Raw genomic sequence first — 22,706 nt, 5'->3', positions numbered from 1 at the left:
TGTTATGAAAAATTTATTGATTCTATCTATATGCCTTCTTCTGCATTTGAATCTCATTGCTCAGGATAAAAGTGTGGAGGCAGACCACTTATATACTTATCAGAATCTATTGAAATTAAGCCCAGTCGAACTAGGTAGAGCTGAATTTCAGATAGGATTTGAACGGTATTTTAACAACAGGAAGACCAGCTTGAATACTTTAATTTCTATCATAAGTGGAGATAATGGCGAAGAAAAGCGTGGTGGTTTTCAGGCATTCTTACAGTATCGATTCTACTTAAGTCAATTGTACAAAGAGACCCATCAGACCTTAAACATGTATAACATTGGCTTTTACTCAGCACCTTATATTTTAGGCTTGTACCAAAATGAAACTTATTCTAACTGGTACTACGATCCAGAGAAAGGGGATACTCAAACGGAACTGGTGGATGAAGAGATAACAGCAGGAGAAGGAGGTGTCTTGTTGGGCGTTCAGTTTGACATTACCAAAAGGATCGTACTTGACATTTTTATGGGAGGCGGTGTACGGCAATCTAAAATCGTACGCAATAGGGACGCAAGTGGAATAGAAGACTACGGTCTTTTAGATCAAGGTTACTCAGGAGTGAAGCCTAGAATTGGATTACAAATGGGCATTACATTTTAAAACACAATATATTATGGAAATTACAACACATAAAACTACAGAACAAATCAAAACCGAATTCCAAACCATCTTTCCAAATCTAAAAATTGAATTTTACCGTAAAAAACATGAGACATATCAGGGTTCCAAAGATGAACTCAAAATCAATCAGGACATGGAGCTGGAGAAGTTAAATCCTATGCTCCTTAATGGTGAGATAGATATTGATTCTGAAATGACAGTTGCAGAATTAGAAAATGCTTTTGAAAATAAGTTTGGATTGCATATTCAGGTGTATAGAAAGTCAGGAGAGCAGTGGATGCAAACTTCTATAACAGACCATTGGACATTAGCTAAACAAGAAATGAAAAGTGAGGACCTGGATCATTTCTACAGTGATTGATTAAGGTCAATGGCACCATTGACATACATCATCTTGAGGATGAAATCATTCCAGCATCTTTAAGTAAAATTAAATCAAATGAATTTATTAGCTCCAGTACATTCAATTATGACTAAGGAACTGACGACCATCTCTCCTGAAGATACCATTAAGAAGGTTGAAGATCTTTTTAGAACGCATAAAATCCACCATTTACCTGTAGAAAAAGATGGCAAATTTATAGGCATGGTCAGCAAGTCAGATTATCTGCACTTCAAAAGGGGATTTAATGAAATAGACATTGAAAACAAATGGGATCTATTTCGACTTAAGTCTCATACCGTAGACGAAATCATGACTCGTAAGATTGCGAGACTGGCCCCTGAAGATAAAATCAATGTAGCTATTGAGATTTTTAAAGAAAATCTTTTTCATGCCATTCCTATTGTTGATGGTGAGCGACTCGTAGGCATTGTAACGACATTGGATATCATTAAACACCTGTCTGAAGACAAAGAAATTTATAAATCCTATACTTCTTGAACATGGCAAACGTAAAAATATATGGTGCGGAAACTTCTCGTTATGAGTATTTCAAGTATTCACTTGAACAATTTTTAAGAAGATATAATCTGAATCTTGAAATAGAAGAGATTAAGAATGTAAGTCAGATTATCGAAGATCATGTCGAATCGATTCCTACCCTTCGAATAAACTCGCACGTAGACATTGTCTACAGCGAAAAGGAAGGGATTGAAAACTTTGTAACCAAGTCAAAGGAAAATATAATCCAGGAATTTGCTCCGGATCTCTTGACTAAGATTCTTGTGCCAATCGATTTTTCAGAGAACTCTTTAAATGCATTTAATTACGCATTGGGGCTTGCTAAGGAGATAGGTGCTGAAATCGAATTATTATACGTGAATCACCCCTCACCCATGGTAGTCGATGGTCAAATCCTGGTAGATGATGTCACAGTCGCTAACAGAAAGTACAACCTACATCGTATTGTAGAAAAGACACGGAAGGAACTGGAAAGGCAAAGAGTAGATAAGGAGTTTGTGATGATTAGAGATACTTACATGATGGGTTTGGCAGCGGACAAGATCATCGAAAAATCAAAGGACAAAGATCTGGTGATCTTGGGGAACACGGGTGAAAGTGCGAGTAAAAAAATTCTGGGGTCAGTGTCATTAAAAGTCTCCAGTCATGGACATTGTCCGGCCATGTTTATACCTCCAAATCTAAAGTATTCAGGATTGAAGAAAATAGTTTACGCTTATGCTCCAACCAGTTATGATCAAAAAGTCCTTAAAAGCATTGCGAAATTAGCGAGGAAGTTTGAATCTGAGATACACATTATACATGTAGATGACGGGACGAAATATGAGCCCTATGATATATCTTCGTATGTAAGCCATATGTATGAAGACATTCAGTTTATATGTGAAGAAGTGCAAGCTACAAATGTTTCTTCGGGAGTCAACAACTACGCGGAAAATATCAAGGCAGACTTGATCATATTATCAAAGAAGAAGAAAAAACTATTGGAGCAAATCATTCAGAAGAGCCAGACCAAGTCGACTTTGATGAAATCTCAAACTCCCATCATGGTTTTTCACAACGATGATATAGGTTGTCTGTGCGGCGGAGCATGTCGTCAAAAACCTGATGCAAATTGTCACCATTAAAATCATTAGAAAATGAAGAATATTCTGATTCCCTTCGACTTTGGAAAAATTGGTCTCAATGCCATGAAATATGCGTTTCAGATGCACAAAGAAGAAGCCAAGTATGTCATTTTGCACATATTAGATGGAAATCTTAGTCTGCAGGACCCACTAACCTATACTGCGGGTCTCACCAGGGGCGATAGTATTATCAATGAAATGGATCGGCTTGCTGCTGAAACTTTAGCTGAATTGAGTGCTGACTATCCTTTTCTCTCGGAAGTGGAGGTCGGATCCACTGTCGAACTGATTGTGGATAAAGTTGAGAAAGGTCACTTTGATGCGGTGGTAATGGGGACCAGAGACAAGTACGATCTGTTCGATAAATGGTTGGGGACAGTTTCTCTTGGAGTTGTAAAGAGGGTGGGGGTTCCGGTCTATCTTATTCCGAATCAAGCGGAGTACAAGAAGATTAATCGGGTCGTGATCGCAACAGATCATCATCTTGAATCAGATCGAATTCTAGAGTATCTACTGGAGTGGAATGCAAATTACAAGGCAGACTTGCACTTTGTACACATTATAGACCAGAAGGGGAAAAATGAAGGATTTCTAAGAAACATCGTAGAGGAGTATTTCGAAAAAAGAAATCTAGACTTCCCTTTCACTGTCATTCAAAAGGAAAAGGGAGACATTGTTAAAGAACTCATCAACTATTCTGAGCAAAAGGAAGCTGACCTGCAAGTTATGATTACAGACAAAATGTCGTGGTTAGAGACTATGGTTTCTGGTAGCATAAGTAAGAAAATGATATTGAAAGCGAGGAAACCCACACTATTTCTACCATCAGGATTAAAAAAGCGAAGCCAAATTTTGTTCAGTTCTGCGGCAATCTAAATATATTTAAAATGACACTGACTACCATAGATTTAAGCACCCACGTATCTGAAATTATGACAGCAAGTTATATTTCAGTTCATCCAGATGCTTCAATGTTTGAAATCAAAGAAATTTTCGAAAGTAATAACTTTCACCATCTGCCAGTAGTAAATGAAAACAAAGTCGGAGTAGGCGTTATCAGTCGTAGCGACTACAATAAACTGTTGCATCATTTTACGCTATTCAATTTTGAGGATGCCAAAATCTATAATGAAAAATTCTTTAGATCTTTGATAGCAAGCGACGTGATGACTAAGAACCCTATCAGTGTTTCATATCATACGGAAATTAACGAGGTTTTGAAAATGTTTATGGTCAATAAATTTCACTGCCTGTTGGTCAGGTCTGAGGAGAAATGTGTAGGAGTGGTTACACCCTATGACTTTTTGGAACTACTATTAAATCATGAAAGCTAAGTGAAGATGATCATCAGAGTAGGCGATATTATGAGAGAACGTCCCATGACTTTAGAGCGCAACGCCAGTTTAAAAAACGTTGTGAAATTGATCCAAATAGCTGGTTATTCACACGTGCCTATTACTGAAAATGAACAATTAATTGGAATTGTTTCCAAGACAGATCTGAGCGCCAGATTTCTAAGAATGTTAAATGAAACAAGTGGTAGACATTATACTCAAATGTTGATGAACCATATACCTGTAGGAGATATTATGCACGAAGATCCTATTACCCTCAAGAGAGAAGATGACGTGCAGTATGCGGTAGAACTATTGCTCCAGGGTGAATTCCATGGATTAATAGTAGTCAATGATGAGCAGAAAGTAATAGGAATCGTTACGGCATACGACTTACTAAAATCTTTGCATATTGAAAGCAAAGTATAATCTAATGGCACATTACTTTTCCGAGACTCCAGTACAATTCTAAATTGACCGGCATTTCTACAGCTATTCCTCTGTATATTAAGAATATACCAACCATAAGTTGTAAGTATGTCATCACTTTATTCCATCTAAGTCGGTTTGACAGGGTCAAATAAGAAGACCCGATAAGAAGCAGAAACATGGCCGGAAAAGTACCCAATCCGAAATAGGCCATAAAAAGTGAGCTGTTCGACAGACTACCTGAATTTAAAGCACCCGCCAAAGCAAGATAAACTAAACCACATGGAACCAGGCCATTCAGCATTCCGAGGAACCAGGCATTTCTTGAAGCCTTTTCTTGCAGTATATAGCGTATTTTCCGATGATAATAGGAGATAGCTTTCTGATAGATTTTATTTTTTGATATGGTTCTCTCTAAGTTGATTGAAACGAAAGCCATGATGATTAAGACGATACCAACCAGAATGGTCAACGGCTTTTGTAAACCCGTTAGGCTAATCGCACTGATAAATAAGCCTGCTATAAGACCTAGAATCATATAGCTGCTGGTTCTTCCTAAATTGTAAAGGATGACCCTCAGCGTATTTTTGATTCCTCCTCTATGGATACCTGGAAGCAATGCAAATGCCAGTGGTCCGCACATGCCTAAACAATGTAGACTTCCAAACATACCAAGCGTAAATGCTACGTAGAACATCAATTACCAATAGATTTTTTGTTCTTTATAATAAGAGCAATTTTGGTCCTTCCAACTCACTTTTACATTCCATATCCCATCTGATAGGTTGGCTATTGAAAGCGTGGTTGTCTGACCTATATCCGTGAGGGTTTTTTCTATATCTTGATGTTTATCCGAAGGTCGATAAAGAAGAACTTTCGCTTCGTCAACTTCCGCATGTGATCCAAAATTAAGAACCAGGCTGTTGCTATGTTTCTCTACCAAAATACTTAAGTCTTCTTTTAAGAAATTGCGATTGCTGATATCATCGAATTTACTCTGATAGTGAATATCGTGGTCGTAATAATTCTCTACGACCAGACTATGATCTACCTGAAAAGATTTCACTACTATTCTCACTAGTAATGCGATATAAATGGTAAAAAAAATGATTAATGCAATACCCCAATTAATTTTCATGATTACTATTTTATAGGTCCAATAAATGTGGTTTTTACCTGGTCTATCACTTTTTCATCAACCAGGACATCAATCTTAAGATTGATTTTTCTTTCATCCATTAATTCCTTAGGTATCTTAATCAACAGCACTCCCTCCGTCTGACCTTGCTTGATCGTTTCGGGCTTTGACCCTATGAACTCAAATTCAACCTGGTTCATGTTGCTACACCTGAACTCGAGATTTAAAATCTCATCAGTTTTGTTGGTCAACTGATAATTGTACATATTGGATATCCTGTTATTGTATGCCTCGTAGAAAAGTGTTCCAGGTGTTTTTAATATTAAAACTTCCACTTCAGATCTGGTCATTAATAAAAATGCTTCCAGGGCAATTAGAATTACAAGCACCACACTGTAGGCAATGGATCGATTATTGATCTTGCTGTGTTGGTCATTGGTAATACTTTGGTAACTATCGATTCTGATTAAGCCCTTTGGCCTATCGATCTTCTCCATCACTTCATCACATGCATCCATACATGCCGTACAATTCACGCATTCAAGTTGAATACCATTTCTAATGTCTATACCAGTAGGACAGACCTTAACACATAGATTACAGTCGATGCAATCGCCTTTTACAACTTCGTCTGAAGGAGCGTTTTTTCTTATCTTGCCCCTTGGCTCTCCTCTGACAAAATCATAATAGACTGCCAGTGATTTTGTGTCTAGAAGTACTCCTTGTAATCTGCCGTAAGGACAAATTGTAGTACAAACCTGCTCTCGAAGAAAGGCAAATACGCCATAAAATACCAGTGAAAATATAATCATAGCTATAAAGCCATTGATGTGTAGTAGAATGGGTTCAGTAATGAGTTGAAGGACTGCTTTTTTCCCAATTATGTATGCTAGGAAAGTATTTGCAATAGCGACAGAAATCATAAAAAATATCAGATGTTTGATACCTTTCTTTAACCATTTTTCTATAGTCCAGGAAGATTTATTAAGTCTTATCTGTGCTGTGGCATCTCCCTCTATAAAGTATTCTATACGTCTGAAGACCATTTCCATAAAAATAGTTTGGGGGCATATCCATCCGCAGAACAGCCGACCATAAATTACTGTAAACAAAGCGATGAATACAATAAAGATGAGCATGCCGATGACGAAAAGAAAAAAATCTTGAGGAGGAAAATAAAAGCCAAATAGTATGAATTTTCTTTCAAGAATATTTAGAAGAAACAAGGGTTGACCCTTCCATTCCAACCACGGTAACACAAAGAGTAAAGCCAGGAGAAAGTAGGAAAGAATTTTACGATAATTGTAGTATCGGCCATTTGGTTTTTTAGGATAAACCCAGACTCGTTTTCCTTTTGAATCGACGGTTGCCAGTGAATCTCTGAATTCTTCATTTTCCTCGTCGTGGGTAGTCATAGGCTAGTTTGTCAAATTTAGATCATCGACTTCGGCATCATTGCTTCCAATGGGCACTGCAATTTCCTCTTCTGGCACATATAGAGTGCCTTCCTTTGCTTTTGGATTAGGGGGATTGGTTCCATGAAGCGTCTGAATGTAACTGGCAACACTTTGTATGGTGGTTGGTTTTAACTGCGTGTTCCAGGGTATCATACCTTTCTCAGGCACACCATATTTAATGATCTTGAAGATATCCTTAATATTCCCACCATGAATCCAATAATCATCTGTAAGGTTAGGTCCAACAAGCCCCTGACCTTCAGGACCATGACAAGCTGCACAATTTTTAATGAATACTTCCTGTCCAAGAATCAGGCTCTTCTCATCTTCGATAAAAATAACATTGTTTTCATCGATCGAAGCGGTCATCTTAGAAAAAAATCTCTCTTTTTGTTCTTCGGCTTCCTCCATAGCAATTCTATATTCCATTTCTGAACTCCAATCGTTAGGTCCCCACTCATAGATCCACATATAGACCACTGAAAAGGCAATCGTCCCATAAAATAAAAACAGCCACCAAGGAGGTAATTTGTTGTCAAGCTCACGAATACCATCATAGGAGTGTCCTAGATCTATCGTTGATTCCTTGTCCTTAGGCACCAGACTCCACATCCACTGATATATTTTTTTCCAACTCGGCATAGCCATAGTCTTAACGACTTCTTCCTTTTCAATTCCCATTTCCTGCTGGAGTCTGAGTTTCTGAAGGTCAAGAAAATTGAAGACCATATTGAAAAAAGTAATCATGACAGCCAAGATCACCAATAAGGCTAGAATGAGAATAATATTTTCATATGCCTTATCCAGAATCGTAAGCCCTCTTTTAGCATGAAGTTGAACTGAAGAGCATATGACCAATATCCAGATTTTACTAAGATGTTTCATAATTCTGTGGCTATTTGCGGTTTTCAATATTTAAATCCTCTTCATTGACCAGAGGCAGATGAGAAATATGTTGTATGGTTTTCTTGTTTTTGGTAAAAATCAGAATGGCCGATACAATGAAAACAAACATGAATGTAAGTAGCGCAAACAATGCCATCCAATTGATATTTCCGGCAGACTCAAGAATATATTTATACATATCGCATTATTTTTCTTCAACAAAAATTTGAGGTGTCGCATCTGTGCCTAGTCTTTGTAAGTAGGCAATCAAAGCAATGATCTGTTTGTCCTCCAGATTCTCTTGTTCTATACCCTGCGACTCCAAATTGGCCGTAATCTGTTTCGCCTGCAATTCCAGGTCCTTAACAGCTATGTCAGCATAATTTTCCGGATAAGGGGTATTCAATATTTGAAGCGTTCTGATCTTCTTTGCAGTATACTTGGTATTGATTTTTCGTTTAAATAACCAGGGGTAAGCAGGCATGATAGAGCCAGGAGACATCGAATTTGGATCTAACATGTGATTGTAGTGCCAGCTGTCTGGATACTTGTTTCCTACACGATGAATATCAGGCCCGGTCCTTTTCGAGCCCCATAAGAAAGGTCGATCATAGATAAACTCTCCGGATTTAGAAAAATCACCATATCGCTCTGCTTCAGATCTGAAAGGACGGATCATTTGGGAGTGGCATCCCAGACATCCTTCAGCAATATAGATGTCTCGGCCTTCCAATTCCAATGGTGTATAGGGCGTCACACTCTCAATTTTTGGAACGTTTTTATCAATGATGATCATAGGAAAAATCTCCACAAGTCCACCTATCATGACCAATACCGTTGCGGCAACGAGCATCTGTACCGGTCTTTTTTCTATCCACTTATGCCAATATTCACCTTTTCCAGAAACTATTTTTTCTTTAGGAGGAGCACTAACCTCTGGGTCGGATACTTTGCCTTTACGGGTAGTTTTCCACAGATTATATACCATCATGAACACACCTGCTACATAGATGGCGCCACCCAAGGCTCTCAGCATGTACATGGGTATGATCTGAGTAACTGTCTCCAGGAAGTTACCGTATGTCAATAAACCATCCGGTTCGAATTGCTTCCACATTAAACTTTGTGTCCATCCCGCCCAGTAAAGTGGGATGACATAGAATATGGTACCCAAAGTCGCTATCCAGAAATGAGCATTGGCCATTTTGACAGAATGTAGTTTGGTGTTATACAGTCTGGGAATGATCCAATAAAGGATTCCAAATGTCATCATCCCATTCCACCCCAGCGTTCCTACATGTACGTGAGCAACTGTCCAATCCGTATAGTGACTGATTGCATTGATCGATTTGATAGATAGAAGGGGACCTTCAAGTGTCGCCATACCATATGCTGAAATAGCCACCACCATAAATTTTAAAATGGGGTCTTGCCTTACCCTGTCCCATGCACCACGAAGCGTGAGTAAACCGTTTAACATTCCTCCCCAAGAAGGTGCTATCAACATGATGGAGAAGACAGTTCCCAGTGACTGAGCCCAGTCTGGTAAGGAAGTGTATAGGAGATGGTGAGGTCCGGCCCAGATGTAAATAAATATTAAACCCCAGAAATGGATGATCGATAATTTGTAGGAATAGACCGGGCGATTAGCAGCTTTAGGCAAAAAGTAATACATCAGCCCCAGATACGGAGTGGTGAGAAAAAAGGCTACTGCATTATGCCCATACCACCATTGAATAAGAGCATCCTGGACACCCGCAAAAACTGGAATACTTTTCACCAGTGATACCGGAAGTTCCAGATTGTTAAAAATATGAAGAACAGTCACCGTCACCCAGGTAGCGATGTAAAACCATATGGCAACATATAAGTGGCTTTCCCTCCTTTTCAAAATAGTGCCGAACATATTGATTCCAAAGGCCACCCAGACCAACGCAATTAAAATGTCAATGGGCCATTCCAGCTCAGCGTACTCATGCGCACTTGTAATTCCCAAAGGAAGCGACACTGCAGCCAATAATATGATGGTTTGCCAGCCCCAAAAATTGAATTTGGAAAGGAAATCACTGTACATACGGGCTTTGAGTAAACGCTGAAGTGAGTAGTAAACGCCCATGAATATGCCATTACCGACAAAGGCAAATATCACGGCATTGGTATGCAATGGTCTGATTCGTCCAAAAGAGGTCTCAGCCGAAAAATTTAAAACCGGCCATACCATTTGCAATGCAGCAAGTAAGCCAACGAGCATACCTACTACTCCCCAGAGAGAAGTTGCTATGGCAAAATTTCTTACAATCTTGTCGTCGTACTTAAATGTTTCTAGATTAGACATGTATTAATTGATTATAACTTGTTTTGAGGATGTTTTTCATCATCGAATAATATTCTAATAGAAGGGGTGAAATCATCATCGTATTGACCATCGTTAACTGCCCAAAAAAAAGCGGTAAGAAACCCAATAGCGAGCAATAGACTAATGATGATTAAGACCAGAATGATTCTCATATTTTCCGTTTAATAAGCTGCAAAATAGTGGAGGCTTGGTATCGATTTGATGACTTACATCACTCTTTAGGTTGATAAGCATCATGATTCAATACGAAGGCAGATATTTTACTGGTCAGTATGGAATATAGAATGATGGTGATGCTGCTTAAAGGCATTAATATAGCTGCAACGATGGGTGAAAGTTGGCCAGAAACAGCAAAGGATAAGCCTATAACATTATAAAGAAATGCAATCACAAAAGCGCCATAGAGTGAGTGTCGAAGTTTCGTAAAATACCTATTCACGCGTTTTAATTGAAACAAATGATCAGCTGAGATCATGACATCACATGCGGGCGTGAAATTATTGTTATCTTCCACTACCACTACTCCAATATCACTTTGCTTAAGAGCACCGGCGTCATTGAGACCATCACCGATCATCATCACACTATGTCCTTGACTTTGTAGATTTTTAATGTACGCTAACTTATCTTTTGGTGATTGATTAAATCGCAGTTCTGCGTCTTTGGGGAACAAGCCCTGCATGCGCTCAAATTCAGAACTTCCATCACCTGATAAAAGTGCTAATTTGTAATGCTTGAGAGTACCAATAAGCTCTTTTATCCCAGACCTCAGCCTTTTATTAAATTTGAAATAACCATAGATCTGCCCATTAATTTCAACAAATGATTTACTGCTATCCCTGCTAGGACTATTGAATATGAAACGGCCTGATCCTAATCTCACATTGTAATTTCCATATCGCCCTATAATTCCTCGTCCGGGGATTTCTTGAAAGTCGCTTATCTGATAATGTTCACCTTGATAGTGTTGGCTTATTGCTTTGCTAAAGGGATGATTAGAATGGCTGGTTAATGATACGATCATATCCATATCATGGGAATTAAGTGGTTGACCATAATAGCTTACTTTTAATCCATTGTTTTCGGTGATCGTACCAGTTTTGTCAAAAATAACGGTGTCGATATCAGCAAATTTTTCGATAGTATGAATCGATCGGACATAGAATTTTCTTTTAGCTAAGATTCTCATGGCATTTCCAAGAATGAAAGGGACACTGATGGCTAGTGCACATGGACAGGCTACAATTAATACGGAGGTTAAAGAGGTATATGCAATAGAGGTATCTTTATTTATCCAATAAATAAAAGTCAGCACGGCAATCGTTAAAATAACAAGAGAAAAATACTTACTAATTTTATCCAACAGTAGTGTTGCGCTGCTGCTTTTGTCAATCTTAAAAACTTGCTCATTCCATAGCGTAGTCAGATATCCTTGCTCAACAGATCTTGTTACCTTGATTTTAATGGCAGCTCCTTTTTGTCGTCCTCCGGCATAAATTTTGGCACCTTTCTCTTTATGGTGAACTTCAGATTCTCCAGTTACAAAGCTATAATCGATCTGACAGTTGGTACTAAGCAACTTACCATCACAAGGTATAATCTCCATGTTTCGTACCCTGATAATGTCCCCTTTTCTTACTTGATCTATGGTTTTGGATTTAAAGACATCATGGTCCAGAACATCTACTGAAATAGGAAAGTAACTTCTGTAGTCTCTGTCGAAATTCAAGTGTTTTTGAGTTCTATTTTGATACCATTGACCTAAAAGAAGAAAAAACACAAAGCCAGAAAAGCTATCTAGATATCCTTCACCAACTCCGAAGGTAATTTCATACACACTTCTAAGAAACAAAGCGAGCATTCCCAATGCCAGCGGAAAATGAATTCCAAGATGACTATTGACCAAATTTTTATAAGCATCCACCAGATAGTTTCGGCCTGCATAAAGCAGCACCGGTAGCGATAGAAGTATATTGATGTAACCTAGAAAATAAGATTTAAATGCACCATGAAGTCCCAAATATTCTGGGAAGCTCAAGAGCATAATATTACCGAAACAGAATCCGGCAACTCCGATTTTTATGATTAAAGATCTATCAAATTTCTGAACTTTAATTTCATTCAAAAACGCAAAATTCAACTCAGGTTCATACCCAATTTTTGCCAAAAGCTCAACCAATTCTTTTAAGGAGATTTCAGAATGAGAATAATCGATGGCTACGTTCTTGCTAAGTATGTTAACCTTGCAATGTCTGATTCCAGAATGTAGTCGCGGCAAATTTTCGAGCAGCCAAAGACAAGAAGAACAATGGATAGAAGGCAAATTAAATCGAATCTTCGTGATTTCTTTGCTTCGGAATGATATCAATTTTTCAGCTGTAATTTCATCATCAAGAAATTCGTAGGATTTCAAAATTTTCCCTTTTGCGGATATGCCAGGGTATTTGTCAATGTTATAGTAGGTTGCTAAATGGTGACTCTGGAGTAAATGATATATTTGCTCACACCCTTGACAACAGAAGTTCAGCTTTTTATTATATGATGTATCAATTGCATCTCCGCAATGGGTACACTGCACATTTACCTTTTGTTCTTTAAGCAACATTAATGATCAGACTTAAAATCCCTATCAAAAAAAGCAGGGATATCAGTAGGAAAATGGCGGTGGCGTACATCATGCCTTTGAATGTTGAATGTCTGGACATTTTTTCTTTCAAATTTATGGTCATCTCTACTAGGCACCATTGATTAAAGTCAATCCAGTGAATGATCTATGTCATCAAAGGCCTTGCCTCAGGACTATAAATTTGGAGTATTAAAAATCCGAAAAGAAAGAATTATGAAAGCTTTTGAAACAACATTCGACAATGTACTATACAGATTCTCATTAATGATGCTTATAGTGATACTAAGCTTCACACTAAGCGTTCCATTCCTTGCTTTACTGGCAGTTCCTGTATTTCTATCTGCCATTCTGGGAGTAAAGTTTGAGAAAAATCTTAAGAAAACTTCCGTGGCTAAAATAAGCCCATTAGAAAGTAAAAAGACAGCAGCATAAATGTTCTAATCTTATACTTATATTTCTAATATGTGGGGTAGTCGGATATAGAATTCGGTCCCCACATTCTCTTTACTCTCAAAGGTGATACTGCCTTTTAACAGCTGAATATAACGGTTGACAATGCTTAGGCCCAGACCGGTTCCTTGTATGTTTTCTACATTAGACGCTCTGAAAAATCGCTCAAACAAGTAATCCTGTTCCGTTACAGGAATACCCATGCCATCGTCCTTAATAGAAATTTCGATTTGTTCAGGTAAAGGCTTAATTGTAACCACAATTGATCCCTGTTCTGAATATTTTATGGCATTGGAAAGCAAGTTGAACAGTGTGTTTCGCAATGTTTTTTTATCTGTAATAATTTTGATGTCATCCGGGGCTTCCATTACCAGCTTTTGCCCATCTTTCTTCATGCCATCAAGTTCTGAAAAAATACTTCGGACGATCGTATTCAAAGGAAGTTCTTCAACTTGTAGATTTATTTTACCTTCTTCTAGTTTAGAAAGATCTAGAAAATCGTTTAATATTCCAGTGAGGTGATTTACAGAATTTTTGATTTTTTCGATGTGCCGTAGTCTCTGGGGTTGCTGATCTTCAGTAGTATATCTTCCAATAAGACTGGCTGATGATAGGATGGTGCTCAATGGCGTTCTAAATTCATGAGATGCTGTTGTTATGAATCTGGACTTCAACTCATTGGTCTGTTTTTCAGATTGGAGCGCTTCAGTCAATGCTTCCTCGCTCTTCTCAAGTTTGCGATTGGTTTTGATCAGTCGATTAATGGCTTTTTCTAATTCATCCGTTCTTTCCGCGATCTTGTGTTCTAATTGATTGTTAAGATTTCTTAATTCTTCCTGGGCCTCTTTGGTTTCAGATAGATCATGAACAATGCCTGTAAATATGATGCGGTCATTGAGAATGACTTCACTGACTGCTAGTCTAAACGGGAATACAGTTCCATCCTTCTTTTTGCCTTGTACCTCGCGACCTATGCCAATAATCTTAGCCACCTTGGTTGAAAGGTAGTTTGAAATATAACGATCATGCTGGCTTCGGTCAGGTTCAGGCATAAGCATGGATATGTTATTGCCAATCATCTCTTCCTTACTATATTGAAACAGCGTGGATACTGCATGGTTAACGGTTTCAATGATGCCTTGGGCGTCAATGGTGATGATGCCATCTATAGCAGTTTCTATAATTGCATTTAGTCTGAGTACAAATTCCTGATCCTGTTTCATGTCATGAATTTAGGAGTTACCTTGTCAATGCTTGCGACTTTTTTATAAAATTTAACTTTTAAGGGTGATCATAAGCAGCTACTATGTTGTTCTAATGCTATGATAGGTATAATATTTTGGATGGTTAGCTTTCTACCTTTTAATGAAAATGTTGCTGAAATGAGTATTTCAGAATATAAAGTAGATGTTGCGATTACGGGAATTAATAAGATGGAAGGAGATATTAGAATTGCAATTTATTCTTCAAATGAGGAATTTCTAAGTGAAAAGGACATTATGGATTTCAGGATTGTACCTGTTGATGGAAGTACGGTGAATTGCCAATTCAAAGTAAATGAAAAAGGTCAATATGCCATGGCATTGGTCCATGATCTGAACCGAAACGGAAAGATGGATGTCAACTTTTTTGGTTGGCCCAAAGAGCCTTATGCTTTTTCTAAAAATCCAGGAATATGGTTCAGGGCACCTACCTTTGAAGAATGTGCAATCCAGGTAGATGGTGATGAGCGCATAGAGATAAAAATGAAATAATATAGGTTACTGCAATGATCTGATATTATATCATTGAATCAGATCGTAAGCGCTCCCTTGCTCTCAATGTTAAGTAAGATTTTCAATTTTTAGGTGGGATTACCCCGCTTTATTATTGAAATAGTCCTGAACTTAAGTAGCGGTCTCCACGATCACAAACAATGCTAACTATAATCCCTTCTTCCAATTCCTTTGCGAGTTTAAGTGCAGCACTCATTGCTCCTCCTGAACTCATACCTGCGAATATACCTTCCTTTGTAGCTAAGTTTCTAGTCATTTCAATAGCTTCCTCCTCTGAAACATCGAAAATTCGATCCACTCTTTCGGGCTCAAAAATTTTGGGTAGAAATTCAGGACTCCACCTTCTGATTCCCGGAATGGATGACCCATCAGTCGGTTGGCAACCAATTATCTGAATATCAGGGTTTTGCTCTTTCAAATAACGAGAAACACCCATGATGGTTCCTGTAGTGCCCATTGAACTTACAAAATGAGTCACTTTATGATCGGTATCGCGATAAATTTCAGGTCCTGTAGTTTTGTAATGCATTCCATAATTATCAGGATTAGCAAACTGATTAAGCATGATATAACCCTCATCAGCTACCATTTGATCGGCTACTTCTCTGGAGTACTCTATGGTTTTATCTTCATCTGTGAGAATAACAGTCGCTCCGTACGCTCTCATGGTATCAACACGTTCCTGAGTGGCTTTTGCAGGCATTAATAACGTCATGTTTAGTCCCATTTGGCCTGCAATCATAGCCAGTGCAATCCCTGTGTTTCCGCTTGTGGCCTCTACAAGGCGATCACCCTTTTTAATATCTCCCCGCTTGAGCGCTTCGCTGATCATACCAAAGGCAGCGCGGTCTTTTACACTTCCTCCCGGGTTGTTGCCTTCTAATTTACCATAAACGATGACATTAGGATTTGGGTTTAAATGCTGGATACGGACTAGTGGTGTATTTCCAATTAGTTCAAGTAGTTTCATATCAAGACCTGGTTTCTTTGATCACATAGGTATCTACCGCACTTCCTTTACCATCCTGAAGATTTGCTCGGTAGTAGAGTTTGGTATTGGCAGGGACTGATTTGGTAATCCACACGTTTCCGCCTATGATTGAGTTTTCACCGATGATGGTATTTCCACCAAGTATGGTGGCATTTGCATAAATGATTACACCATCTTCGAGGGTAGGGTGCCTTTTCTTGTTGGCATCTGACTTATCTACGCTAAGGGCACCAAGGGTGACACCCTGGTATATTTTGCAATGTTCACCAATGACTGCAGTTTCTCCAATAACAACTCCTGTTCCGTGGTCGATACAAAAGTAGGCGCCTATTTCTGCTCCCGGATTGATGTCAATTCCAGTTTTAGAATGTGCATATTCTGTAAGAATTCTGGGTATGTCTTTTACATTTTGCTTTTGCATAAGATTTGCAATGCGGTAAACCATGGTCGCATAGAATCCGGGGTAAGAGCGGATCACTTCTCTTCTGGATTTGGCGGCTGGGTCACCTTCAAAGATTGCAGTAATATCTTTCTCCAATAAGTCGTAGATGGTGGGTAACTCCTGGAAAAAATGGGCTGCCATTTCATTGACTTTTGTAAAGTCATTATCGGGATTTCTAACCAGCAAACCGGCGAAGGTTTTTTCCAGGTCATTAAGGTAAGCCTGAATTTGCTCTGTGGAATAGAAGCTTTGTTTGGCGTAGTCCATATAAAGGGCGCCTGTAAGGTCCTTAAAAAACGCTACGATTTCCATTGGGGTGGGGCAGTCCGAGCACAGTCTATGTGCTTCCAAGAGTTTTTCTAGAAATTTCTTATTCATAGAAGATAAATAATTGTGTGATGATATAGTTCAAAAATGAAGCCTAATATTGATTGGGGTGTCAGGAGGTGGTGCGGGAGAAGGGGATTTATGAAGATATTATAGGTTGAGGCGGTGCAAGTGAAATTTTGTCTTGGGACTGGTAGGATAGTGCAATTACGGTAGTCAGCCTACGGGACTGGCAAATTCCATTTGCCAGATGCAAAGAAGGATCAAATGTACTGGTGAACCTTTCTTGCTGCTATAATGACATGTCCCCTATTCAGTACTCTGCTATAGGACTGGCAAATTCCATTTGCCAGAAAAAGAAAAGGGTTAAAATAACAGGTTAGCCTTACTTGCTGCTAAAGCAACAACTCCCCAATTCAGTACTCTGCTATGGGACTGGCAAATTCCATTTGCCAGAAAGCAGGTGGTTATTAAGAAATAAGTCCGTACCCACTTCTTAGGTAGTCACCTACTACAATGTCCCTCTCAATTCCTGCTCTCTTTCCAATGCTTCAAATAGTGCCTTGAAATTGCCCTTTCCAAATGAATTAGCTCCTTTCCTCTGAATAATCTCGAAGAACATAGTAGGTCTCGCTTGGACCGTCTTGGTGAAAATTTGTAAAAGATACCCGTCTTCGTCACGGTCAACTAAAATTCCCAACTTTGCGAGCGCAGAAATATCTTCATCAATTTCTCCCACGCGCTCCGTCAAAGCATCGTAATAGGTTTGAGGAACTTGTAAAAATTCGATGCCTCTAGACTTCAATTCCGTAACAGTTTTGATAATGTCGTCAGTGGCAACAGCAATATGTTGAACACCGGCGCCATCGTAAAATTCCAGATATTCGTCAACCTGAGATTTTTTCAATCCAGGAGCAGGTTCATTGATCGGAAATTTAATCTTTCCATTGCCATTACTCATCACTTTGCTCATCAATGCGGTATACTCAGTGGATATATCCTTGTCATCAAAAGATAGTATTTGCTTAAAGCCAAGTACTTCCTCATAAAAATTGACCCATTGATTCATATGGCCCTCTTCCACATTCCCTACCATATGGTCAACATACTTCAGCCCCGTAGATTCCGTTTGATAATCTGAATTCCATTGACGATAGCCAGGAAGAAAAACACCATTGTAATCCTTTCTTTCGACAAAGACATGTACAACATCACCATAAGTGTGAATTGCAGCTCTAACCACTGAACCATCTTTATCCTTCTCTTCCATAGGCTCAAAGAATGACTTTGCACCTCTACTCATAGCCTGATCATAGGCATGTCTGGCATCATCCACCCATAAAGCCACTACTTTTACACCGTCTCCGTGCCTGTCAATATGTCTTCCAATTTCAGTTCCGCCTTTCAGGGGAGATGTAAATACAAAACGTATTTTATCTTGAATGACTACGTATGACTCAAACTCTCTGTTGCCAGTTTCCAGTCCACTATATGCCAATGATCTAAACCCCATAGCAGTCTTGTAGAAGTGTGCAGCTTGTTTTGAATTGCTGACATAAAATTCTACATAATCTGTACCATTAATAGGCATAAATTCTTCTGAAGCCTTTTTCTCCTCCTCTGATATTGCAAAACTTTTCATATTCTATTTATTTAATTGCATATACAATAGTTGCATATGCAAATATATGAAATTTTGTGATAAAGGTCAATACATTTATATTAGAGTAACACATTTTTTATGATCATTTCTTCCACTTATGAAATTATCTCGCCGGCATTAATACCTTACGTCCAATACATTCTCTTTAATCAATCTAAGTCCAAAGGAAGCATCAATACTTCTTACAGCAATACCAATGTATGTTTGGGTATTTTAAATAAGAGTAATCTAGAAAGGCAACCACAAGGAGGGTTCATAAATAAATATTCTTCAGGTATAAATTCGTACTTATCAGGATTTTATCTCAGGCCTCATCACTTTACCACTGAAGCACCTCTGGACGAGATTTGTATCGATTTTTCTCCCCTTGGTTTTCACTCCTTTTTTAATTATCATCCTGAAGACTACATTATTGATGATATTTTACTTGAAACATTTGGCCACCAGGCAAAGGATTTTTTTAGTCGAGTATTTGAGTTTGAGAATCTGAATACCAGGGGAAGGTGGATTGAATCTTTCTTACTTCGTCATCTTAAAGAGTTTGATCACTCTTTTGTAACGGCATGTATGCATGCGATGCATTCATGTGAGTCACAATGCGTTAGAGATATTACTACAACATTAAATTGTTCAGAGAGGAAGTTGCAAAGGACGATGAAAGCTTACTTTGGAATTTCACCAAAGCAATATTTAAAGATTCTAAGATTTAGAAAGATAATGCATCAAATACAAACAAAGGATACTGGTTATAAGCTCAGTGACCTGGCTTACGGATTCAATTTTTATGATGAAAGTCACATGCACAAGGACATTTATTACTTCACCGGAAAATCGCCAACAAGCCTGGCCAGGGACATCCGGTCCATCGATGATAAAGTTTTTGTTTCCACTTAAATAGGTGTCGGGTTTTTACAATGATGACTAAAGGTAAAAGCTTACTTTGCGACATAAACTCAACTAGATATGAGAATCGTTCTAATCACTACCTTCTTTTTATCAATTGGTTGTATGTCAATGTGTGGGCAGAATCTGGATGTTTTTGATGAAATGGATAAGGGTTATCCTGATATCTTGTTTATCAAAGAATTCGGACGTTTGGAAGTAAATTTGATCAACAACGCTCTTAAATCTTTGAACGGAATCGAATTCAGTAAACAAGTTACTAGCACTTTCAATAGTTCAAAAAAATCTCTGATTTCTAAAACTTCAATCAAACTACATACTTGGGTTGAGGAAAGTGATCAAATCACAATTCAATTGTTAAATGGTGACAAACCTGAGATTGATTCACTTTGGAAAATGGTGAAAGGTATAGGTGTATATAGCGGAAAGCAGTTAGAAAACGGATTTTATTATATGAAGCATGACTCTTTAGAAAACAATATTATCCATGTTTTTTTCAGAGATGATGTTACAGTATTTTCCATTTATGCTCCTCTTTTATTTAAGTATTTGCCTAATGGAAGATTCAATAGTAAAGAGGAGGATAAGGAGGTACAAAGAATTTTTAAGAAATTGAATTTAATAATTGAAGGACTTGCAGATCATCTGATTGCAGAAAAATTTCAAATGTACAGACCCTCAGATAAACCCCTAACTATCACTGAAAGGGTTGTCGGATTTAATCACTTTTGGAATGAAGTGAAATACAACTTTGCCTTTTTCGATCAAGTCCCAGACCTAGATTGGGAGCAGATCTACTATGAATACCTTCCCAAAATAATAAAGGACCAAAGTAATCATGAATATTTCAAGAAGCTAGAATTCGTTTGTGCTCTACTTGAAGATGGACATACCAACATATATTCGCCCACGAAAGATGATGATTACCCATCGATATCATTGAAAAGAATAGGTGGAAAAGCGGTAGTTCAAAACATGTCAAAAGAGTTAGCACCCTTGATACCAAGAGGTTCCATAATAGTGAAAGTAGATGACAAACGGGTAGAACAATACTTGCAAGACAGCATTCTGCCTTATATCAGCTCATCCACTGATTATATACGGTTAAATCGCGGAGTACAGATGTTACTCAAGGGTAATAAGAATTCAGAGGTGAAGATTGAATATAGTACACCAGATGGAAAGGTATCAAATGCTACATTGACCCGAAATAGAAGTAATACTCCTTTCGAGTGGGCACATGATTGGCCCAGAAATACTTCATTGTTAGAATTCAGAGAACTGGATGAGAATTCAGCCTATCTAAATCTTACCAGCTTTCAATCCAGAAGCATCGTAGATAGGTTTGAGAAACTTATTGATTCCTTAAAAGCTTTTGACAATTATATCATAGACTTGAGAAATAATGGTGGAGGTAATTCAAGTCATGGATATCAAATATTGAAATATTTTGCCGATAAACCTTTTGCTACTTCTAAATGGTCTACTAGAGAACACCTAGCTTCTTTTAAAGCCTGGGGAAATACCTATATAAATCAACCGGATTCAATCCTAGATGACTGGCAGTTGAAGGCGAAGCAGGTGGCAATTGGAAACTATTGGTACAACAGCGAACCGGATACCATTCAACCACAAAAGAAATTAAATTTTGAAAACTTTGTAGTATTGATTGGAAACCAAACGGCATCGGCAGCAGAGGATTTTTTAATTGCACTGGATGGTCTTGGTTTCGGGATAATCATTGGTGAGCCTACTTTTGGCAGTACAGGTCAGCCTTTGAAAATTTATTTACCAAGGGGTGGGACTGCACGAATATGTACCAAAAAAGATACGTATCCGGACGGGCGGGAGTTTGTCGGGTTTGGCATACAACCTGATGTATTGATAGAAGAGACCATAGAATCCTTCTTAAGTGGAGAAGACAAAGTGCTTGAAAAGGCAAGAGACATAATTAGGCAGTAGTGGAATGCAAGTTGCAAGGACGCATGAAACATTGACTTTAAGAAAAAATTAAAATTTTAGGAAAGATATTTTTGATGTAAGAGAAGATAGTCCATGGTAGTGCCAAATGATATTTATACGTTAATGGTTGAATCCTTACTGTTTACTTATGGAAAGCATGAAGCTTCAAAAGAACTCATGTTCTTGCCCTTCATGTCGCACTCATTTTCCTAATCCTGACTCATATTTTCAAAAACCTGATTGATGATTCTGATGAATTCCCTATAATCTTCCGTCGACAGCCCATCCCAGGACTTTGATCGCAAATCATTGACCATAGGCAACAATTCCTCAACTTTAGCTCTACCTTCTTTCGTCAAATAGATGATAAACTTACGCCTGTCGTTTTCCGCAGATCTACGCTCAACATACTTTTTCTTCGCCAATACATCTATGATCCTGCTGATACTCGGTGCATCTTTAAAAGACTGTTCGGCCAACTCTGACTGACTTAATCCGTTGCAAGAATTGAGTAAGTCTAGAACCACCCATTGTTCGGGTGTAAGACTCAATCCTTCATTCTTGAAAACCTGGTGAAAATTCAATTTAACCAATCTCGTCGTTCGTTCAAGATAAAACCCAATCTTGTTGTTTTCCGCTTGCATGTCGCAAATATACATTCACTCATCTACAAATTCATCCCTCTCATCCGTGCTTAGAACAATTTTCTTTATCTTGCTCGTTATAATTAATAACTTACTTTATATAAGCCTATTAATAACGATTTTCTTTATTAATTGATCAAAACATCACCCTTAACATGAAACTTGATAAAATCGACTATCAGATCATCGATATGTTACAACAAGATGGTCGGATGACCATTCGCGATATGGCTCAGCAACTCAAGCTATCGACCACACCCATCTTTAACCGAATCAAGAAACTGGAAGCAGACGGTGTCATTGAAAAATACATCGCGAAGATCAATCCAAAAAAAGTAGATAAAGGCCTGTTTGCATTTGTTCACCTGTCCATTAAGGAGCACTCGAAGGAAGCTGTAGATATCATTGTCGCTCAGGTCATTTCCTTTCCTGAGGTGATGGAATGTCACTATGTTACAGGAGGAGCTGACTTCGTATTGAAAGTACTGGTGAAAAATATGGAGGAATACAATCAATTTGTAACTGAGAAGCTGTTTACGGTGAAAAACATCAGTAAGATTGACTCGTTGCTTTCATTGTCTATTCCCAAACACAGTAATAAGATACCATTAGAGTATTAAACT

25 protein-coding genes and 1 pseudogene are annotated in these 22,706 nt (G+C 38.2%); 12 read left to right on the top strand and 14 right to left on the bottom strand.

The genetic code is table 11. The annotated features are described in order from the left end of the window. Window positions 1-4: 4 nt before the first annotated feature. The 7 genes from L2567_RS04105 to L2567_RS04075 all read left to right on the top strand — a co-directional run bounded on the left by L2567_RS04105 (window position 5) and on the right by L2567_RS04075 (window position 4,464). Complete coding sequence (locus tag L2567_RS04105; protein WP_235296428.1) at window positions 5-649, top strand: hypothetical protein; 645 nt, start codon at window positions 5-7, stop codon at window positions 647-649. 13 nt (window positions 650-662) lie between these two features. Then, window positions 663-1,031 carry a hypothetical protein gene (locus L2567_RS04100; RefSeq protein WP_235296427.1) on the top strand — a complete coding sequence of 123 codons (369 nt, stop codon included), beginning with the start codon at window positions 663-665 and terminating at the stop codon, window positions 1,029-1,031. 78 nt (window positions 1,032-1,109) lie between these two features. Continuing rightward, window positions 1,110-1,553: a CBS domain-containing protein gene (locus L2567_RS04095; RefSeq protein ID WP_235296426.1), complete on the top strand. Its 444-nt coding sequence runs from the start codon at window positions 1,110-1,112 to the stop codon at window positions 1,551-1,553. A gap of 2 nt (window positions 1,554-1,555) precedes the next feature. Beyond that, window positions 1,556-2,701, top strand: coding sequence for a universal stress protein (locus L2567_RS04090; protein WP_235296425.1), 1,146 nt, complete (start codon window positions 1,556-1,558; stop codon window positions 2,699-2,701). Between the two features lie 12 nt (window positions 2,702-2,713). After that, the gene (locus tag L2567_RS04085; RefSeq protein ID WP_235296424.1) at window positions 2,714-3,577 is read left to right on the top strand and encodes a universal stress protein; all 864 of its coding nucleotides are present in this window, start codon (window positions 2,714-2,716) and stop codon (window positions 3,575-3,577) included. 11 nt (window positions 3,578-3,588) lie between these two features. Continuing rightward, entirely contained in the window at window positions 3,589-4,035 is a 447-nt protein-coding gene (locus L2567_RS04080; protein ID WP_235296423.1) for a CBS domain-containing protein, read from the top strand. A 6-nt stretch (window positions 4,036-4,041) separates the two neighbouring features. Next, complete coding sequence (locus L2567_RS04075; RefSeq protein WP_235296422.1) at window positions 4,042-4,464, top strand: CBS domain-containing protein; 423 nt, start codon at window positions 4,042-4,044, stop codon at window positions 4,462-4,464. A gap of 1 nt (window position 4,465) precedes the next feature. Here the strand turns inward: L2567_RS04075 and L2567_RS04070 are convergent, their stop codons facing one another. From L2567_RS04070 to L2567_RS21250, 9 genes and pseudogenes are all read right to left on the bottom strand, one after another. Further along, window positions 4,466-5,161: a sulfite exporter TauE/SafE family protein gene (locus tag L2567_RS04070; RefSeq protein WP_235296421.1), complete on the bottom strand. Its 696-nt coding sequence runs from the start codon at window positions 5,159-5,161 to the stop codon at window positions 4,466-4,468. Between the two features lie 3 nt (window positions 5,162-5,164). Continuing rightward, window positions 5,165-5,602 (bottom strand): FixH family protein, encoded by a 438-nt coding sequence (locus tag L2567_RS04065; RefSeq protein WP_235296420.1) that lies wholly within the window; start codon window positions 5,600-5,602, stop codon window positions 5,165-5,167. A gap of 5 nt (window positions 5,603-5,607) precedes the next feature. Further along, window positions 5,608-7,017 carry a cytochrome c oxidase accessory protein CcoG gene (gene ccoG, locus L2567_RS04060; RefSeq protein WP_235296419.1) on the bottom strand — a complete coding sequence of 470 codons (1,410 nt, stop codon included), beginning with the start codon at window positions 7,015-7,017 and terminating at the stop codon, window positions 5,608-5,610. A 3-nt stretch (window positions 7,018-7,020) separates the two neighbouring features. Further along, window positions 7,021-7,944 carry a cbb3-type cytochrome c oxidase N-terminal domain-containing protein gene (locus tag L2567_RS04055; protein ID WP_235296418.1) on the bottom strand — a complete coding sequence of 308 codons (924 nt, stop codon included), beginning with the start codon at window positions 7,942-7,944 and terminating at the stop codon, window positions 7,021-7,023. A 10-nt stretch (window positions 7,945-7,954) separates the two neighbouring features. After that, window positions 7,955-8,143: a hypothetical protein gene (locus L2567_RS04050; protein ID WP_235296417.1), complete on the bottom strand. Its 189-nt coding sequence runs from the start codon at window positions 8,141-8,143 to the stop codon at window positions 7,955-7,957. A gap of 6 nt (window positions 8,144-8,149) precedes the next feature. Further along, window positions 8,150-10,279, bottom strand: a complete 2,130-nt coding sequence (gene ccoN / locus L2567_RS04045) for a cytochrome-c oxidase, cbb3-type subunit I (RefSeq protein WP_235296416.1) — start codon at window positions 10,277-10,279, stop codon at window positions 8,150-8,152. An 11-nt stretch (window positions 10,280-10,290) separates the two neighbouring features. Then, window positions 10,291-10,452, bottom strand: a complete 162-nt coding sequence (gene ccoS, locus L2567_RS04040; protein WP_235296415.1) for a cbb3-type cytochrome oxidase assembly protein CcoS — start codon at window positions 10,450-10,452, stop codon at window positions 10,291-10,293. Window positions 10,453-10,511: 59 nt separating this feature from the next. After that, window positions 10,512-12,713, bottom strand: a complete 2,202-nt coding sequence (locus L2567_RS04035; RefSeq protein ID WP_235296414.1) for a heavy metal translocating P-type ATPase — start codon at window positions 12,711-12,713, stop codon at window positions 10,512-10,514. An 18-nt stretch (window positions 12,714-12,731) separates the two neighbouring features. Further along, a pseudogene (locus L2567_RS21250) lies at window positions 12,732-12,905 on the bottom strand (heavy metal translocating P-type ATPase metal-binding domain-containing protein); the annotation flags it as partial. Between the two features lie 234 nt (window positions 12,906-13,139). Between L2567_RS21250 and L2567_RS04030 the strand changes: the two are divergent. Next, window positions 13,140-13,358 carry a hypothetical protein gene (locus tag L2567_RS04030; protein ID WP_235296413.1) on the top strand — a complete coding sequence of 73 codons (219 nt, stop codon included), beginning with the start codon at window positions 13,140-13,142 and terminating at the stop codon, window positions 13,356-13,358. 17 nt (window positions 13,359-13,375) lie between these two features. Here the strand turns inward: L2567_RS04030 and L2567_RS04025 are convergent, their stop codons facing one another. Continuing rightward, entirely contained in the window at window positions 13,376-14,599 is a 1,224-nt protein-coding gene (locus L2567_RS04025) for a PAS domain-containing sensor histidine kinase (RefSeq protein WP_235296412.1), read from the bottom strand. Between the two features lie 120 nt (window positions 14,600-14,719). Between L2567_RS04025 and L2567_RS04020 the strand changes: the two genes are divergently transcribed. Beyond that, window positions 14,720-15,130: a DUF2141 domain-containing protein gene (locus L2567_RS04020; RefSeq protein ID WP_235296411.1), complete on the top strand. Its 411-nt coding sequence runs from the start codon at window positions 14,720-14,722 to the stop codon at window positions 15,128-15,130. A gap of 112 nt (window positions 15,131-15,242) precedes the next feature. Here the strand turns inward: L2567_RS04020 and cysM are convergent, their stop codons facing one another. The 3 genes from cysM to hppD form a co-directional block, all read right to left on the bottom strand. Further along, a complete protein-coding gene (cysM, locus tag L2567_RS04015; protein WP_235296410.1) occupies window positions 15,243-16,121 on the bottom strand; it encodes a cysteine synthase CysM in 879 nt (292 codons plus the stop codon). Window position 16,122: 1 nt separating this feature from the next. Further along, entirely contained in the window at window positions 16,123-16,962 is an 840-nt protein-coding gene (locus L2567_RS04010) for a serine O-acetyltransferase (protein WP_235296409.1), read from the bottom strand. A 460-nt stretch (window positions 16,963-17,422) separates the two neighbouring features. After that, window positions 17,423-18,553 carry a 4-hydroxyphenylpyruvate dioxygenase gene (gene hppD / locus L2567_RS04005; RefSeq protein WP_235296408.1) on the bottom strand — a complete coding sequence of 377 codons (1,131 nt, stop codon included), beginning with the start codon at window positions 18,551-18,553 and terminating at the stop codon, window positions 17,423-17,425. Between the two features lie 99 nt (window positions 18,554-18,652). On the opposite strand from hppD, the gene L2567_RS04000 reads away from it, so the two are divergent. Together L2567_RS04000 and L2567_RS03995 are read left to right on the top strand one after the other, a co-directional pair. Continuing rightward, the gene (locus tag L2567_RS04000; RefSeq protein WP_235296407.1) at window positions 18,653-19,468 is read left to right on the top strand and encodes an AraC family transcriptional regulator; all 816 of its coding nucleotides are present in this window, start codon (window positions 18,653-18,655) and stop codon (window positions 19,466-19,468) included. A 69-nt stretch (window positions 19,469-19,537) separates the two neighbouring features. After that, the gene (locus L2567_RS03995) at window positions 19,538-21,439 is read left to right on the top strand and encodes a S41 family peptidase (RefSeq protein WP_235296406.1); all 1,902 of its coding nucleotides are present in this window, start codon (window positions 19,538-19,540) and stop codon (window positions 21,437-21,439) included. Between the two features lie 209 nt (window positions 21,440-21,648). Here the strand turns inward: L2567_RS03995 and L2567_RS03990 are convergent, their stop codons facing one another. Beyond that, window positions 21,649-22,083, bottom strand: a complete 435-nt coding sequence (locus L2567_RS03990; protein WP_235296405.1) for a MarR family winged helix-turn-helix transcriptional regulator — start codon at window positions 22,081-22,083, stop codon at window positions 21,649-21,651. 155 nt (window positions 22,084-22,238) lie between these two features. Between L2567_RS03990 and L2567_RS03985 the strand changes: the two genes are divergently transcribed. Continuing rightward, window positions 22,239-22,703 (top strand): Lrp/AsnC family transcriptional regulator, encoded by a 465-nt coding sequence (locus L2567_RS03985; protein ID WP_235296404.1) that lies wholly within the window; start codon window positions 22,239-22,241, stop codon window positions 22,701-22,703. The last annotated feature ends 3 nt before the right edge of the window (window positions 22,704-22,706 follow it).

Origin of the sequence: Portibacter marinus (assembly GCF_021533195.1) — a bacterium.
Taxonomy (GTDB): Bacteria; Bacteroidota; Bacteroidia; order Chitinophagales; family Saprospiraceae; genus Portibacter; species Portibacter marinus.
This window is presented reverse-complemented; position numbering and strand designations above follow the sequence as displayed.

Excerpts from the sequence above, each read along its gene's own strand:
- L2567_RS04105 (WP_235296428.1), top strand. The coding sequence starts at position 5 with ATGAAAAATTTATTGATTCTATCTATATGCCTTCTTCTGCATTTGAAT.
- L2567_RS04100 (WP_235296427.1), top strand. The coding sequence starts at position 663 with ATGGAAATTACAACACATAAAACTACAGAACAAATCAAAACCGAATTC.
- L2567_RS04095 (WP_235296426.1), top strand. The coding sequence starts at position 1,110 with ATGAATTTATTAGCTCCAGTACATTCAATTATGACTAAGGAACTGACG.
- L2567_RS04090 (WP_235296425.1), top strand. The coding sequence starts at position 1,556 with ATGGCAAACGTAAAAATATATGGTGCGGAAACTTCTCGTTATGAGTAT.
- L2567_RS04085 (WP_235296424.1), top strand. The coding sequence starts at position 2,714 with ATGAAGAATATTCTGATTCCCTTCGACTTTGGAAAAATTGGTCTCAAT.
- L2567_RS04080 (WP_235296423.1), top strand. The coding sequence starts at position 3,589 with ATGACACTGACTACCATAGATTTAAGCACCCACGTATCTGAAATTATG.
- L2567_RS04075 (WP_235296422.1), top strand. The coding sequence starts at position 4,042 with ATGATCATCAGAGTAGGCGATATTATGAGAGAACGTCCCATGACTTTA.
- L2567_RS04070 (WP_235296421.1), bottom strand. The coding sequence starts at position 5,161 with ATGTTCTACGTAGCATTTACGCTTGGTATGTTTGGAAGTCTACATTGT.
- L2567_RS04065 (WP_235296420.1), bottom strand. The coding sequence starts at position 5,602 with ATGAAAATTAATTGGGGTATTGCATTAATCATTTTTTTTACCATTTAT.
- ccoG (WP_235296419.1), bottom strand. The coding sequence starts at position 7,017 with ATGACTACCCACGACGAGGAAAATGAAGAATTCAGAGATTCACTGGCA.
- L2567_RS04055 (WP_235296418.1), bottom strand. The coding sequence starts at position 7,944 with ATGAAACATCTTAGTAAAATCTGGATATTGGTCATATGCTCTTCAGTT.
- L2567_RS04050 (WP_235296417.1), bottom strand. The coding sequence starts at position 8,143 with ATGTATAAATATATTCTTGAGTCTGCCGGAAATATCAATTGGATGGCA.
- ccoN (WP_235296416.1), bottom strand. The coding sequence starts at position 10,279 with ATGTCTAATCTAGAAACATTTAAGTACGACGACAAGATTGTAAGAAAT.
- ccoS (WP_235296415.1), bottom strand. The coding sequence starts at position 10,452 with ATGAGAATCATTCTGGTCTTAATCATCATTAGTCTATTGCTCGCTATT.
- L2567_RS04030 (WP_235296413.1), top strand. The coding sequence starts at position 13,140 with ATGAAAGCTTTTGAAACAACATTCGACAATGTACTATACAGATTCTCA.
- L2567_RS04025 (WP_235296412.1), bottom strand. The coding sequence starts at position 14,599 with ATGAAACAGGATCAGGAATTTGTACTCAGACTAAATGCAATTATAGAA.
- L2567_RS04020 (WP_235296411.1), top strand. The coding sequence starts at position 14,720 with ATGGTTAGCTTTCTACCTTTTAATGAAAATGTTGCTGAAATGAGTATT.
- cysM (WP_235296410.1), bottom strand. The coding sequence starts at position 16,121 with ATGAAACTACTTGAACTAATTGGAAATACACCACTAGTCCGTATCCAG.
- L2567_RS04010 (WP_235296409.1), bottom strand. The coding sequence starts at position 16,962 with ATGAATAAGAAATTTCTAGAAAAACTCTTGGAAGCACATAGACTGTGC.
- hppD (WP_235296408.1), bottom strand. The coding sequence starts at position 18,553 with ATGAAAAGTTTTGCAATATCAGAGGAGGAGAAAAAGGCTTCAGAAGAA.
- L2567_RS04000 (WP_235296407.1), top strand. The coding sequence starts at position 18,653 with ATGATCATTTCTTCCACTTATGAAATTATCTCGCCGGCATTAATACCT.
- L2567_RS03995 (WP_235296406.1), top strand. The coding sequence starts at position 19,538 with ATGAGAATCGTTCTAATCACTACCTTCTTTTTATCAATTGGTTGTATG.
- L2567_RS03990 (WP_235296405.1), bottom strand. The coding sequence starts at position 22,083 with ATGCAAGCGGAAAACAACAAGATTGGGTTTTATCTTGAACGAACGACG.
- L2567_RS03985 (WP_235296404.1), top strand. The coding sequence starts at position 22,239 with ATGAAACTTGATAAAATCGACTATCAGATCATCGATATGTTACAACAA.